The sequence below is a fragment of the Streptomyces sp. NPDC004126 genome (assembly GCF_050275515.1).
Lineage (GTDB): Bacteria > Actinomycetota > Actinomycetes > Streptomycetales > Streptomycetaceae > Streptomyces.
On sequence record NZ_JBNNPF010000025.1, the window covers coordinates 71,010 to 84,115 of the forward strand.

12 protein-coding genes are annotated in these 13,106 nt (G+C 77.1%); 5 read left to right on the plus strand and 7 right to left on the minus strand.

Annotated features, from left to right (window positions below; translation table 11 throughout):
• Position 1 precedes the first annotated feature (1 nt).
• From ACQKM2_RS23410 to ACQKM2_RS23425, 4 genes are all read right to left on the minus strand, one after another.
• Positions 2 to 778 (minus strand): class I SAM-dependent methyltransferase, encoded by a 777-nt coding sequence (locus ACQKM2_RS23410; protein WP_427712724.1) that lies wholly within the window; start codon positions 776 to 778, stop codon positions 2 to 4.
• A 74-nt stretch (positions 779 to 852) separates the two neighbouring features.
• Positions 853 to 1,533 (minus strand): pyridoxine/pyridoxamine 5'-phosphate oxidase, encoded by a 681-nt coding sequence (locus ACQKM2_RS23415; protein WP_427712727.1) that lies wholly within the window; start codon positions 1,531 to 1,533, stop codon positions 853 to 855.
• A 186-nt stretch (positions 1,534 to 1,719) separates the two neighbouring features.
• On the minus strand, positions 1,720 to 2,193 hold the full coding sequence (locus ACQKM2_RS23420; protein WP_427712729.1) for a tRNA adenosine deaminase-associated protein: 474 nt from the start codon (positions 2,191 to 2,193) through the stop codon (positions 1,720 to 1,722).
• 101 nt (positions 2,194 to 2,294) lie between these two features.
• On the minus strand, positions 2,295 to 3,056 hold the full coding sequence (locus ACQKM2_RS23425) for an AraC family transcriptional regulator (protein WP_427712732.1): 762 nt from the start codon (positions 3,054 to 3,056) through the stop codon (positions 2,295 to 2,297).
• Between the two features lie 97 nt (positions 3,057 to 3,153).
• On the opposite strand from ACQKM2_RS23425, the gene ACQKM2_RS23430 reads away from it, so the two are divergent.
• A complete protein-coding gene (locus ACQKM2_RS23430) occupies positions 3,154 to 3,960 on the plus strand; it encodes a TSUP family transporter (RefSeq protein ID WP_427712735.1) in 807 nt (268 codons plus the stop codon).
• A gap of 26 nt (positions 3,961 to 3,986) precedes the next feature.
• Here the strand turns inward: ACQKM2_RS23430 and ACQKM2_RS23435 are convergent, their stop codons facing one another.
• Together ACQKM2_RS23435 and ACQKM2_RS23440 are read right to left on the minus strand one after the other, a co-directional pair.
• Positions 3,987 to 4,685 (minus strand): sigma-70 family RNA polymerase sigma factor, encoded by a 699-nt coding sequence (locus ACQKM2_RS23435; protein ID WP_427712738.1) that lies wholly within the window; start codon positions 4,683 to 4,685, stop codon positions 3,987 to 3,989.
• Between the two features lie 145 nt (positions 4,686 to 4,830).
• Positions 4,831 to 5,646 carry a hypothetical protein gene (locus tag ACQKM2_RS23440; protein WP_427712740.1) on the minus strand — a complete coding sequence of 272 codons (816 nt, stop codon included), beginning with the start codon at positions 5,644 to 5,646 and terminating at the stop codon, positions 4,831 to 4,833.
• A gap of 207 nt (positions 5,647 to 5,853) precedes the next feature.
• Here ACQKM2_RS23440 and ACQKM2_RS23445 point away from each other — a divergent pair, with 207 nt between their 5' ends.
• On the plus strand, positions 5,854 to 7,077 hold the full coding sequence (locus ACQKM2_RS23445) for an MFS transporter (RefSeq protein WP_427712743.1): 1,224 nt from the start codon (positions 5,854 to 5,856) through the stop codon (positions 7,075 to 7,077).
• Positions 7,074 to 8,168: a sugar ABC transporter permease gene (locus ACQKM2_RS23450; protein WP_427712745.1), complete on the plus strand. Its 1,095-nt coding sequence runs from the start codon at positions 7,074 to 7,076 to the stop codon at positions 8,166 to 8,168. The genes ACQKM2_RS23445 and ACQKM2_RS23450 overlap by 4 nt, the downstream gene beginning before the upstream one ends.
• Here ACQKM2_RS23450 and ACQKM2_RS23455 read toward each other — a convergent pair.
• The gene (locus ACQKM2_RS23455) at positions 8,155 to 9,369 is read right to left on the minus strand and encodes an acyl-CoA dehydrogenase family protein (protein ID WP_427712748.1); all 1,215 of its coding nucleotides are present in this window, start codon (positions 9,367 to 9,369) and stop codon (positions 8,155 to 8,157) included. The two genes, ACQKM2_RS23450 and ACQKM2_RS23455, sit on opposite strands and share 14 nt — an antisense overlap.
• Positions 9,370 to 9,513: 144 nt before the next feature.
• On the opposite strand from ACQKM2_RS23455, the gene ACQKM2_RS23460 reads away from it, so the two are divergent.
• Together ACQKM2_RS23460 and ACQKM2_RS23465 are read left to right on the plus strand one after the other, a co-directional pair.
• Positions 9,514 to 11,298: a CoA transferase gene (locus tag ACQKM2_RS23460; protein WP_427712750.1), complete on the plus strand. Its 1,785-nt coding sequence runs from the start codon at positions 9,514 to 9,516 to the stop codon at positions 11,296 to 11,298.
• Positions 11,295 to 12,983 carry a class I adenylate-forming enzyme family protein gene (locus tag ACQKM2_RS23465; RefSeq protein ID WP_427712753.1) on the plus strand — a complete coding sequence of 563 codons (1,689 nt, stop codon included), beginning with the start codon at positions 11,295 to 11,297 and terminating at the stop codon, positions 12,981 to 12,983. The genes ACQKM2_RS23460 and ACQKM2_RS23465 overlap by 4 nt, the downstream gene beginning before the upstream one ends.
• Positions 12,984 to 13,106: the final 123 nt, after the last annotated feature.

Consider the following 13,106-nt stretch of genomic DNA (forward strand, 5'->3'; position numbering starts at 1 on the left):
GCTAGGGGGTCGCGCGCACGATCACGAGCGACCCTTCGTACGAGGCCCGGCCGCGCAGCGCCCCGAACTCCTCGTCCCAGGCCCCGGACCGCAGGTCGTCGCGCAGGGTCCGGTCGAAGTGTTCGCGGACCCGGTCGTCGACGAAGCTCCACGCCGAGCAGGCCTGCCGGGCCGCCGGGTCGAGCAGCATCTCCGGGCGGCCGTAGTAGGCCTCGTTGAACCCGTCGGTGCAGTCCAGCGGGATCGGGACGGTGGTGAGGGAACCGGTTCCGCCCAGCGCGCCGGCCAGCTCCTCGACGCTCGGGTAGCGCCGCGCCTCGGTCTCCAGGACCTCCGGGGCGTACCGGTACAGCCAGAAGTCGCGGACCCGGGCGGGGTCGCAGGTGAGGATGACCACGGGGCCGCGGGTCACCCGCCGCATCTCGCGCAGCCCGGCCCGTACGTCGCCCCACTGGTGCACGCTGAACAGCGTCATGGAGGCCTCGAACTCCCCGTCGGGGAAGGGCAGGTCCTCCGCGACGGCGTCCACGGCGCCGGCCAGTCGTGCCGGTCGCTGGGCCCGCATCGACTCCGACGGCTCGACGGCCGTCACCACACGGGCCGCGCTCTCGTACGATCCGGCGCCCGCGCCGACGTTGAGCACGGTCTCGGCATCGCCCAGCGCCTCGGCGATGAACCGGGCGATCCGCTCGTCCGGGCGGCGGAAGGAGGAGTATCCGGCGCCGATCGTGCCGTAGTCGACGTCGCCCGCGCTGCCGTCCTGGGTGCGTGTCGTCATGGTGCTTGCCTCGCTTCGTGAGCAGGGACCGGGCTTGGGGATGGACGTGGTGCGGACGGGGGCGTGAGGGGACGTCACGACCAGAGCAGGAACCGGCTCCAGCCGTCGGCGGCGCGCTCGTAGCGCAGGCGCGTGTGGACCCGGCTCTGCGCCGCCTGCCAGAACTCGACCACCGCCGGCGCGAGGGTGTAGAGCGTCCAGGCCGAGTCCACGAGGGACGGGTCCTTCCCGACCGTGGCCAGCGTCTTCTCCAGCGCCTGGTCGCGTTCCGCGGTGTCGGCCAGGTACTGGCTCTGGCGGCCGAGGAGGGCCTCGGCCCGGGCGGTGGCCGGGCGGGCGAGGAAGTCCTCGGCGTTGTCCCGCGCCGATCCGGGCGTGACCGGCCCGCGCAGCCGGACCTGCCGGCCGTGCTCGGGCCAGTAGAAGGTCAGCGCGGCCCGCGGATGGACGGACAGCTGGTGCCCCTTGGGGCTGAACGCGTGCCCGGCGAACCGCCACCCCGCACCGTCCGCGTCCACGTCCTTGAGGATCAGCACCCGGGCGTCGGGGTCGCCGGCCTCGTCGACCGTGGACAGGGTCATCGCGTGCGGATCGCGCAGGCCGTCCGCGACCGCGTCCGACAGCCAGGACAGGAACAGGCGGACCGGGTCGTCCGGCGCCTCCTCGGGAACGAACTCGGGCAGCGGTCCCGAGAAGACCTCAAGACCGCGGAGCCACCCGCGGACGCCGCCCCCGCTCTGCTCTCCGCCGCTCACCCGCCACCTCCTCGACCGCGAACACCGAACCTCGACGGTACATACTGCATCTGCGGCCGAATTTCGACAATCATCTTGCAGATGCTTGGCTGATGAGCCAAAAAAGACCGCGCTTGAGGAGGTGGAATTGGAGGTGGCCACAAGTCCGGGCTCAGGCCCCGGGACGGCCCGGGCGCCGCGGCCCGCTCAGATCCTCACCCGGTCGAACTCGGCGGCGAACCCGCACCGCTCGGCGATCACCCGCAACTGGTCGTCCGGCAGGCCGTCCGGGCCGGCCAGCACGGCGGCCATCGCCTCGGCGGTGAGCCCCAGCCCGGAGACGATGGCCAGGTCTCCGGCCGGGCGCGCACCCCCCGCGTCCCCGCCGGACGGGTCGGCACCCGAGGCGTCCAGGGCCTGCGCGGCGAGCGTGTGCCGCCGCGCCGCCCGCGCGTCCGACAACAGCAGGGCCGTCCCCGCCGGGGTGATCCGCAGGATCAGGAAGAACGCCTCGTCCGCGTTGAAGAACCCGAACGACACGTCCGAGGCCGCCGCGCCGCGTACCGCGGCGACCGCCTCGTCGAGGCCCGTGAGCGCGGTGCGGTCCAGGCGGGTGCACTGCGGGCGGCCGTCCCGGTGGGCTACGGCGACCGCGTACCGGTGGTTCCTTCGTTCTGTCACGGCCCCACAGGTGCCCCGTCGGCGCGTCCGATAGCCATGGGACGGCCCGCCGTGGCCCGCACGGAGCAAGCGGCCGGCGTCCCGGTGCCCGGCGGAGCCCGTCAACAGTGCCGCATCGAGGACGGCGGTACGCCGAAGGCGCGGGTGAACGCGTAGGAGAAGGCCGCCGGTGAGGCGTAGCCGAGGAGGGCCGCGACCTCGGTCACGGTCCTGTGGCGCAGGAGGGGGATGGCGGCGAGCAGCCGGGCCCGGGACCGCCAGGCCGCCGGGCTCGTCCCCGTCAGCTGCCGGAACCGTCTGGTGAACACGCGCTCGCTCATGGCCGCGGCGCGGGCCCACTCGGTGTTGCCCACCGCCAGGTCGGGGCGGGCGAGGTAGCCGCGGCACAGCGCGGAGAACGGCTGCTCGTGGGGGAGGGCCACGTGCAGGGGGACCTCGGAGAGCGCCGCCGCCTCCAGCAGGATCAGCGCCACCACCGCACCGCCGCGCGCGTCCGCCGCGTAGTCGGCGTCCAGTTCCGCCGCGGCGAGCAGCAGTTCCCGCAGCAGCGGCGGGACCTCGACGACCCGGCAGGCGGTGGGCCACCACGGGACGGCGGACGGCTCGACGTAGAGGCTGGAGGTCTGCGTGTCCAGCATCCGCACCTGGTGGCGGGTCCGCGGCGGGATCAGCACCGCCCGTTCGCCCGGGACCGTCCACGCCCCGTCGTCGGTCTCCACGAGCATCGTTCCGGTCGCGGCGTACAGGAACTGCGCCCGGCGGTGCTCGTGCCAGGCGAGCAGGGTGTCCGGCGGGTAGTCGGTCGCGATCGGCAGCACCTCGGCGGGCAGGTGGTCGACCCGGGCGAGGGGCACGTTGCGCATGGGCGGAGCCTAGGCCGACGCCGCCTGTGGCCGAAACTCGAAAGAGCGGGACCGGCAGTCGATCGTCGGCGCGCGGGAACTCGGCTGGACTGGGCGCATGAGTGCTCTCGTTCTCGTCGCCGTCGGGATCCTGACCGGGCTGACCACCGTCCTGTTCGGGTTCGGAGGGGGCTTCGTCACCGTCCCCGTCATCATCTGGGCGGACGCCGCCGCGGGCCCGGCCGCCGCGACCGTCGCCGTGGCGACCTCGTCGCTGGTCATGGTCGTGGGCGCGGCGGCGGCCACCGCGGCCACCCCCCGGCCGGTCCTGCGCCGGCTGCGGGGAACCGTCCCGCTGCTGGTCCTGCTCGGCGCCGGGGGACTCGCCGGCGCGGTCGCCGCCAGCCACGCGCCGGCCCGGCTGGTCCACTGGGGGTTCACGGCCTACCTGGCGGTCACCGTCGCCGACGTGCTCGCCCGCCCCGGGTTCCTGCGCCCGGCCTCCGCCGCCCGCCCCGCCGCCGGTCACCGGACGTTCGCCGTACCCGGCCGGCTCGGGCTGCCCGTCGGCGCGGTCGCCTCGTTCCTCGGCGTCGGCGGGAGCGTCATGACCGTACCCCTGCTGCGGCGTTCCGGCCTCCCCATGGGCACCGCCGCAGCCCTCGCCAACCCCCTCACCGTCTGCATCAGCGCCCCCGCCTGCGCCGTCTTCCTCACCACCGCCCCCGGGCCGGACACCCGGGCGCTGCTCCCGGCCGCCGGCGCCGTAGACCTCGGCGCCGCCGCCCTGCTGCTCCTGGGTGCCCTGCCCGTCGTCGTCCTCCTGCGCCGCAGGCCCCCGCGGATCGGCGACCGCCTCCACGCCCGGGGATACGCGGCCCTGCTGTGCCTGGTGCTGGCCGCGATGCTGCTCCGGACCCCCTGAGGGGGCCGGAGCCCGGCAGCGGACCGTCAGGCCGGGGACGCCGCCAGCGCCGCGGGACGCGTCGGCGGGGAGACGTGCCCCGGGGCGTCGGGGGACGGCCGGCCCGGCGGGGCCGCCGGCGGTTCGGTGTCCGTCAGCAGGGCGATCAGCGTGGTGCGGGCGCGGGCCACCCGCGAACGGACCGTGCCGATGGGACAGCCGGCGGCGACGGCGGCCTCCGCGTACGGCAGGCCGAGGAGCTGGGTCAGGACGAAGGCCTCGCGGCGCTCCGCCGGGACCGCGGCCAGGAGTTCCGCGAGGGCGATGCCGTCGTCGAAGCCGGGGAGGTCGTACGGCTGGCTCTGCTCGGCGGCGGCCTGCCAGTCGTGACGGTCCGACAGCCTGGGGCGGGCGGCGGCACGCCGCACGCTGTCGACGACGGTGCGCCGGGCGATCGACAGGAGCCAGGTACGGGCGGAGGAGCGCCCCTCGAACCGGGGGAGCGCGGCGAGGGCCCGCAGGAACACGTCCTGGGTGAGGTCGTCGGCGGCCTGCGCGTCCGCGCTCAGGTACGCCACGTACCGCCACACGTCGCGGTGCAGGGCCCGCACGAACCGGTCGGCCTTCGCGGGGTCCCCGTCGCGCGCGTCGAGGGCCAGCCGCGTCACCTCCGCGTCGGAGTCCGGGGTGTGCCGGGCCGGCCTTTCGCCGACGGGACGGAGCTGGGTGGTCAGGGCAGGAGTCATCGCCACAGGTCCTTAAGGGCAAGGTGTCCGGCGCCGCGCGCGGCGGCACCGGTGAAGGGAGTACGGCCGGCCGGAGGGCACGGCCGATGCCCGAGGGGCGACGGGCCGCGGAAGGGCCGTCAGCGCACGCTCGGGGAACCGGCTGTCACAGGACAGCGGTTCCCGCCGGCGGACCCCGTGAGGTGATGGCGTGGACCAGGAACAACTGCCGCAGCGCATGGCGGCCGCGCGCCCGGCGCACGCGGACGCGCGGCGGGACGGCGACCGGCACGAGACCGAAGAGCAGCCGCAGCGGCGTCCAGAGCCGGGCGGCGACCGCGCGCAGCACGCGGAAGGCGCCCCGCTCGCCGTGGGCCAGCCACAGCCCGCACAGCAGGGCGGCCAGCAGGTGCGCGGCGAGCATGCCGGCCGGGGACATCCCGGCCATGTCGTGGCCGCCCGGCGGCATGAACACCCCGGTGGCGGCGGACGCGGCGTCCGCCAGGCCCGGCACGTCGTGCACCTCGTGCATGCCGTGGTGGGCGTGCGCGGCGGCGTCCGCGAGGGCGGTGCCCGGCGGCGGCTCGTACACGAGGGAGCCGAGCCCCGCGTCGTCCACGACCTTCCGCGCGTCCTGTACGGACAGCCCCGCCGTGCCCTCGCCGCACATCAGGTACGCGGCCCACTGGCGCGCGAACGAGGTGCCGGACGGCAGGGAGGGGTGCAGGACCGACTGGGCCAGGGAGAACGCCGAGTGCAGTGCGGCCTGGACGGCGACCGTCGCCGCGACCACGGCGAACCGCCCGCGTTCCCGCCCCGCGAGGCACCAGGCCGCGGCGGCCGTGCCCGCGAACGCGGCGGACACCGCCCACCAGGGCACGGCCATACCGGACATGAGCACGTGGCCGGTGCTCGCGAGCAGAACGCACACGGCCGCGAACATCGCGGCCCGTGCGGCTCGGAAACAGTGACCTGGCGTCATGGCGGGTTCATCCTCGCACCAGCCTTCCGGGCCGTGCAGGGGGGTGCGCGGTTCCTGACAAGTTCTCGACCGCGTCTGTGGCGCGCCTCGAAACCGTTCGACGGATGTGGTGCGGGACACAGCGCGAGCGCGGAACTCCTGGGCCGGTCCGTCCGACTCCCTGCCCAGTCGGTCGTGACGTCCAACATCGGGGGAGCGGGGATTTCCGTGGCGGCAGAGGGGACGGCGGAGGCGACCGCCGCGGCGGCGGGCGCGGCGGACGGGAAGGCCCGCGGGCTCACCGCGCTGCTCACCTGCGCCATGGCGTTCTCGATGCTCCAGCTCTTCCTGATCGGCGCGCTGGGACCCCGCCTGGTGGAGGAACCGGGCTTCACCCCGGGGCTGTTGGGGCTGACGACCACGGTGGGGTTCGGGACGGCCGCCCTGCTGTCCCCGCTCGGCGGCCGGACGGTGGACCGGGTCGGGCCCCGGCGTTCGCTGGTGCTCCTGCTCGTCGTCTCCGCCGCCGCGCTCGCCCTGATCGGCGCCGCCCCGGGCGCCGGCGCGCTGCTGGGCGCGGTCGCGCTGGGCGGCGTACCGCAGGCCCTGGCCAACCCCGCCACCAACAAGGCGGTCCTGGCCTCGGTCCCGCCCGCCCGGCGGGGCGCGGTGACCGGGCTCAAGCAGTCCGGTGTGCAGCTGGGGGCGTTCGCCGCCGGCCTGCCGCTGGCCGCCCTCGCTGGCGGAGCCGGCTGGCGGGGCGCGGTGTGGACGGCCTCCGGGGCCGCCCTCCTCACCGCGGTGTGGGCGCTGCGCGCGCTGCCCGCCGATCCGCCCGTCCCGCAGGCCCCGCCCGTGCGGGCGTCGTTCGTACCGCGTGGGGCGGCGGCCTGGCTGGCGGGGTTCTCGCTGTTCCTGGGGGCCGGGATCGCGTCCGTCAACACGTATCTCGCCCTGTACGGGGTGCGCGGCCTCGGGATGGGCCCCGCGGTGGCCGGCGGCCTGGTCGCCGTCCTCGGCGTCGCGGGCGTCCTCGGCAGGATCGGCTGGTCCAGGGCCGCCCGCCCGGGGCGGGCCGAATGGCTGCCGGGCCTGCTGGCCTGCGGTGCCGTGGGCGCCGCGGCCCTGCTGGCCGGGGGGCTCTGGGCGCGTCCGCTGGTGTGGGCCGGCGCCGTCGCGGTCGGGGTGTTCGCCGTCTCCGGCAACGCCGTCTCGATGGTGCTGGTCATGCAGCGCTCCGCCGCGGGCCGGGCCGGACAGGACTCGGCGCTCGTCGCGGCCGGGTTCTTCGCCGGATTCGCGGCGGGCCCGCCGCTGTTCGGACTCCTCGCGCAGAGCGGGCGGTACGGGGCCGGCTGGCTGCTGGTCGCGGTCGAGTTCGCGGCGGCCGCAGCGGTCGCGTTCCTCTGGGCCGTACGGGACCGGCGCCCGGGCGGGAGGACGGCGGCGTGAACTCCGCCGACTGGGCGGGCCGGGCCCTCACGGCCGTCACGGACCGGGTGGCGGTCACCGCCGCCGAGGTCGGCGACCGGTTCCCGCTGTACGCCGACCCCCTCGACGGGCGGTGGACGACGACCGGCCGCGGCTCGTGGACCGGCGGCTTCTGGGCCGGCCTGCTGTGGCTGCGGGCCCGCCGCACCGGCGCCGAAGCGGACCGGGCGGCGGCGGCGCGGTGCACGCGGCGGCTCGCGCCGTGGGTGGCGGCCGACACCGCCACCCGGGGGCTGATCTTCTGGTACGGCACGGCACCGGCCCTCGGTACGCCCGCGGCCGCCGCGCTCCGGGCGGAGGCGGCCCGGGCCTGCCTGGACGCCTACGACCCCGAGGCCGGCGTCGTGCCCTGGGGCGCCGCGCTCGGCGGGCCCCGCCTCCTGGCCCGCGCGGACGCCGTGCCGGGGCTGGTGCCCCTCCTGGCGGGAGCGGGCCCCGGCGGGCCGGGCGTGGCGGCGGCCCACCTGCACCGGCACCTGGACCTCTGCCTCGGCGCCGGGGGAGCGGGACGGCCCGGACGCCCGCGGCCCGCCTGGCAGTTCGACGCGGCGACGGGCTGGCGGCCCCGCGAGGACCCGGAACCGGGCTGGAGCCGCGGCGAGGCGTGGCTGCTCCTGGCCGTGGCCGACGCACTGCTCCACCCGGAGGTGGCCCGGCACCGGCCCGAGCGGCTCACCCGCGCGGCCGGGCAACTGCTGCTGCGGACCGGTGTGCTGACGGGCCGGCTTGTCCCGCCCGACCGGGCGTCCCGGCCGCGGGGGCCCGTCGACACCTCGGCCGCCGCGATCACGGCCGTGGCCCTGCTCAAACTGTCCCGGTCGCGCACGCCCCTGGCCGGGGCGTGCGCGACCCGCGCCGAGGCGGTCCTGCACCGGCTGGCCGGGGCCCACCTGACGGGGCCGGGCCCGGACCGCCCGGCGGGAATGCTCCTGGACGGCTGCTACGACGCGGCCAAGGGCCTGGCGGTGCGCCACGAACTGGTCTGGGGCGACTTCTTCCTGGCCCTCGGACTGGCCGCCCTCGACGGCCTCGTGGACATCACCCGCGTGTAGGTGCGGCGGGCCGCCCGCCGTACCCGCGCAGCACCCGGCGGGCCACCGAGGTGACGTGCAGTTCGTCCGGGCCGTCGAGCACGCGGGCCGCCCTCCCTCCCCGGAACAGGGCCGGCAGCGGCGTGTCGGGGCCGAGCCCGGCGGCGCCGTGGACCTGGATGGCGGAGTCCGTGACCTGCTGCAGCATCCGCGCGGCCGCGACCTTGGCCAGCCCCACCTCGGTACGGGCGTCACGTCCGGCCGCGATCAGCGCGACGGCCTCGTGCACCAGGGGGCGGGTCGTGCGCAGCGCGAGCAGCGCGTCGAAGACGTGCTGCTGGACCAGCTGGTGGCCGGCGAGCGGCCCCCGGGACCCGTCGCGCGTGGCCGCGCGCTCGCACATGAGGTCGAAGGCCCGCTGGGCCTGGCCCAGCCAGCGCAGGCACCGCAGGGTGCGGCCGAGCGCGAGGCGCTCGCCCGCGATGTCCAGAGCGTCGCCGCCCTTGCCCAGGAGGTGGTCGGCGGGCACGGGCACCCGGTCGAACTCGATCTCGTACTGGCCCGCCGCCCCGAGGACGGGGAGCTCCCGTACGACGCGGAAACCGGGCGAGTCCGTCGGGACCAGCAGGAGGGACAGCCCCTCCCGGTCGCCGGCCGCCCCGCCCGTACGGGCCAGGACGGTGACGAGGTCGGCGCCGGCGGCCCCGGAGGTGAACCACTTGCGGCCGCTGACGAGCCACCCGCCGCCGGGCCGGGCCTCGGCCCGGGTGCCGGTGCGCAGCGGGTCGGTGCCCGGCACGTCCGGCTCGGTCATGGCGTAGCAGGTGCGCAGCTCGCCCGCGACCAGCCGCCGCAGGTACCGCCCGCGGACCCGGCCGCTGCCGTGCCGGTCCAGCATGGTGACGTCGAGCAGCGGGGCCGAACCCAGCGCGGCGGGACCGTGATCGCTGGCGCCCTCGGCCTCGGCGAGCGCCGCGTACGCACGGAAGGCCAGCCCGCCGCCGCCCAGTTCCGCGGGCAGCGGCAGCGCCCACAGCCCGGCGGCCCGCGCCTCGGACCGCAACCCTTCGAGGACGGCGGCGGCGGCCTCCCCGCCCGCGTCCAGCACCGGCTCGGACGGCACCACCCGGGTACGGACGAACTCGCCGACCCGTTCCGTCAACTCGCCGACGCACTCGTCGAGTTGGGGTGGCCCGCCGTGCGCCGCGCCTGAATCCGTCACCGTGTTCCTCCTCATTTCCCGGGAACCCATGGGAACTGCTGTCCGACTCCCTGTCCGAGGAACTGGTCGGGTGCGCACCCCTCGCAGTTCCCGCGTTCCGTTCGACCTGGGCGACGGCCACCGCCGCGCCGGGAGAGGAGAGGCATGGCGTCCCCCGCAACCACGCAGACGGTCCGGCCGCTCGACACACTGGGCTTCGCCGTCTCGGGGCCCCCGCAGATCACCGACGTCGTCGCCGAGCACCTGCGGCTGCTCGGAGCGGACCCGGACGGGCCCGCCGGCGACGACCCGGAGGGCGGCATCACGCTCTCCGGAGGCGGCTTCGAGCCCGCCCGCGCCACCGCCCGCTGGGCGGACCCCGGCAGCGGGCTCGTCGACGAGGCCACCGTGCAGGCCGCCACCGGCATGATGGCGGTCCACGGCCGGCGCGACGGCGCCCCGCGCGGCCTGGCCGCCGACTACGCGGCGACGGCCACCGCCGTCCTCACCGTCCAGGCACTGCTCGCCGGGCTGGTCGGGCAGGCCCGCGGAGCCGGGCCCGCCCACGTCACCACCACCGCCGGCCGTGCCGGGCTGCTCACCGTGTCCCAGTACCTCGCCGCGGCCGGGGCGGACGAGGGCGAGGCCGCGGAACTCGCCCCGGGCGGACCGCCCTTCACCTCGGCCGAAGGCGTGCTCTTCGAGCTGGAGACCCTCGACCCCGGCGCCTGGGCCGGCTTCTGGCGCGCCCTGGGGGCCCCGGCCGACGCGATGCGCGCCGGATGGCGGCCCTTCCAGTTCCGCTACGCCACCGCCTGCGCCCCCTTCCCGCAGGCCCTGCACACCGTGACCCGCTCACACCCCCTCCCGCGGATCCGGCAGGCCGCGGCGGCCTCCGGCGCCGAGGTGTGCGTCCTGCGCACCCTGGCGGAACGCGCCCTGGAGGCCGACGGCGCCGCGCCCTGGTCGCTGCGGACCCTGCCGGGCGGCCCCGCCCCCGCCGGCCCGAGCGGGCCGGCCACCCCGTCCGCCCGCCGGCCGCTGGCCGGGCTGACGGTCCTGGAGGCGGGCCGCCGCATCCAGGCGCCCCTGGCGGCGCACCTGCTGGGCCTGCTCGGAGCCGAGGTCATCAGGATCGAGCCGCCGGGCGGCGACCCGCTGCGCGGCATGCCGCCCGCCTGCTCCGGGATCTCCGCACGCTGGCTCGCCCTCAACCGGGGGAAGCGGGCCGTCGAGATCGACATCAAGGCCGGGGCCGACCGCCGCCGGCTCCGCGAGATGGCCGCGGAGGCGGACGTCTTCCTGCACAACTGGGCGCCGGGCAAGGCCGCCGAACTCGGCCTCGACGCCGACGACCTCGCCCTCGTCAACCCCGCGCTCGTCCACGCCTACACGAGCGGCTGGGCCGGCCGGCTCCGGGACGCCCCCATGGGGACGGACTTCATGGTGCAGGCCCGGACCGCCGTCGGCGAGGCGGTGCGCCCCGAGGGCGAGCCCCCGGCCCCCTCCCTGATGACCCTGCTCGACGTACTCGGCGGCCTGCACGGCGCCGAGGCCGTGCTCGCGGGCCTGCTGCTGCGCGAACGCACCGGCCGCGGCGTCCGCGTGGACTCCTCGCTCCTCGGCGCCGCCGACACCCTGACCGGTCCCGCCCTGCTCCGGGCGGCACGCGGGGAGGACCCGCGGCGGCCCGCCCGCTTCCGGTACCCGCTGCCGACGGCCGACGGCTGGATCGCCCCCACCGACCTGAGCGCGGCGGCCGCGTCCGCGTACGACCTGCGCGACCTCTCCACGGCCGGCGCCCTGGACCTGCTCGGAGCCCACGGCCTCGCCGCCACCGCCGTCACCACCGACCTCGCCGACCTGCACCGCGACACCCGCTTCGGCGGCTCGATCAGCCGCGACGCGCACGGCGCCCCCGCCGTTCCCGACCCCTGGAGCTTCGCATGACCGCCGACCTGCACGACCTGCTGCCCGCCGAACTCCGCCGCTCCTGGGTGGTCGACGGCACCTGCCCCGACCTCGACCTCTACAGCCTCTTCCGGGCCCGCCAGATCGCGGACCTGCACCGCACGGCCGTCGTGGACGCCAAGGGCACGCTCTGCTACACCGCACTGGACCGCAAGGTGCGATGTCTGGCCACCGGCCTCAGAGACCTCGGCATACGCGAGGGCGACGTGGTCGCGGTACAGCTGCCCGACACCAGGAACGCCGTCATCGCCGACCTGGCCCTTGCCGCCCTCGGCGCCGTCGCCCTGCCCTTCCCGGTGGGCCGGGGCGTCCTGGAGGCGGAGTGCCTGCTGCGCCGGGCCGAGGCCGTCGCCGTCATCGCCGCGACCGAGCACCGCGGCTTCCACCACGCAGCCGACCTGCACGCGCTCGCGCGGGCCCTGCCCGCCCTCCGGCACGTCGTCGCGGTCGGACCCGCCGCCGCCCCCGCGGGAACGGTCCCGTGGGCGGACCTCGTGCGCCGCGATCCCGCGGGCTTCGTCCCCGCCCGCCCGGACCCGGACGGCGCGGCCCGGATCCTGGTCTCCTCGGGCTCGGAGGCCGAGCCGAAGATGATCGCCTACTCGCACAACGCGCTGGCGGGCGGACGCGGCAACTTCCTCGCCTCGCTCATCCCCGACGCGACCCCGCCGCGCTGCCTCTTCCTCGTACCGCTGGCTTCGGCCTTCGGGTCCAACGGGACGGCCGTCACCCTCGCCCGGCACGGCGGGACGCTGGTCCTCCTCGACCACTTCTCACCCGACGCCGCCCTCGCGGCGGTCCGCGAGCACCGGCCGACCCACGTCCTGGGCGTGCCCACCATGGTCCGCATGATGATCGAACGCCTCGACGCGACGGGCGAGCGGCTGCCCGCGCCGACCGCGCTGGTCCTGGGCGGCGCCCCCCTCGACGAGACCACCGCCGCCGCCGCCGCGGAGGCGTTCGGCTGCCCGGTGGTCAACCTCTACGGGTCCGCCGACGGGGTCAACTGCCACACGGGACTGGCCCGTACGGTTCCCCCGACCGACGCGTCGGGCGTCGTGGCCGGCCACCCGGACCCCAGGGTCGCCGAGATCCGCATCGCCGATCCCGAGACCCACGCCGCGCTGCCCGACGGCGACGTCGGGGAGATCATCTCCCGGGGGCCGATGACCCCGCTCTGCTACGTGGGCGCCCCCGACCTGGACGCCCGGTACCGCACGCCCGACGGCTGGGTCCGCACCGGGGACCTGGGCTACCTCGACGCCGACAGCGTCCTGCACGTCGTGGGCCGCCTGAAGGACATCGTGATCCGCGGCGGCGCCAACATCAGCCCGGCCGAGGTCGAACGCGAACTCAGCTCGCACCCCCAGGTCCGCGACGTGGTGTGCGTGGGCGTCCCCGATCCGCTGATGGGGGAGCGGCTGGCGGCCTGCGTGGTGGCCCGGGGCCCGCAGGCTCCGAGCCTGGACTCCCTCGGCGAGCACCTGTCCGCGCGGGGCCTGGAGCGGCGCAAGCACCCCGAGCGGCTCCTGCTGGTGGAGGCGGTACCGCTGACCGCGGCCGGCAAGCCGGACCGGGCGGCCCTGCGGGAACGCCTGGCGGGGATCCTGCCGCCGGCCCGCCGCGGTCGGCCCCGGGCCGTGCCCCTCGCCCAGGCCGGATGACCGCCGGGCCCGGGGGGGGGGGGGGGCGCCCCCCGCCCGGCCCGGGCCGGGGGGGGGGGGGGCCCCCCGCGGGGGGGGCGGCGGGGCGGCGAAGGGCGGGCGCGGCGCGGGGGGTGAGGTGGG

What these genes read in the sequence shown, in the direction of transcription:
- ACQKM2_RS23440 (WP_427712740.1), bottom strand. Translation starts at nt 5,646, where the DNA reads ATGACGCCAGGTCACTGTTTCCGAGCCGCACGGGCCGCGATGTTCGCG.
- ACQKM2_RS23425 (WP_427712732.1), bottom strand. Translation starts at nt 3,056, where the DNA reads ATGCGCAACGTGCCCCTCGCCCGGGTCGACCACCTGCCCGCCGAGGTG.
- ACQKM2_RS23430 (WP_427712735.1), top strand. Translation starts at nt 3,154, where the DNA reads ATGAGTGCTCTCGTTCTCGTCGCCGTCGGGATCCTGACCGGGCTGACC.
- ACQKM2_RS23435 (WP_427712738.1), bottom strand. Translation starts at nt 4,685, where the DNA reads ATGACTCCTGCCCTGACCACCCAGCTCCGTCCCGTCGGCGAAAGGCCG.
- ACQKM2_RS23465 (WP_427712753.1), top strand. Translation starts at nt 11,295, where the DNA reads ATGACCGCCGACCTGCACGACCTGCTGCCCGCCGAACTCCGCCGCTCC.
- ACQKM2_RS23460 (WP_427712750.1), top strand. Translation starts at nt 9,514, where the DNA reads ATGGCGTCCCCCGCAACCACGCAGACGGTCCGGCCGCTCGACACACTG.
- ACQKM2_RS23410 (WP_427712724.1), bottom strand. Translation starts at nt 778, where the DNA reads ATGACGACACGCACCCAGGACGGCAGCGCGGGCGACGTCGACTACGGC.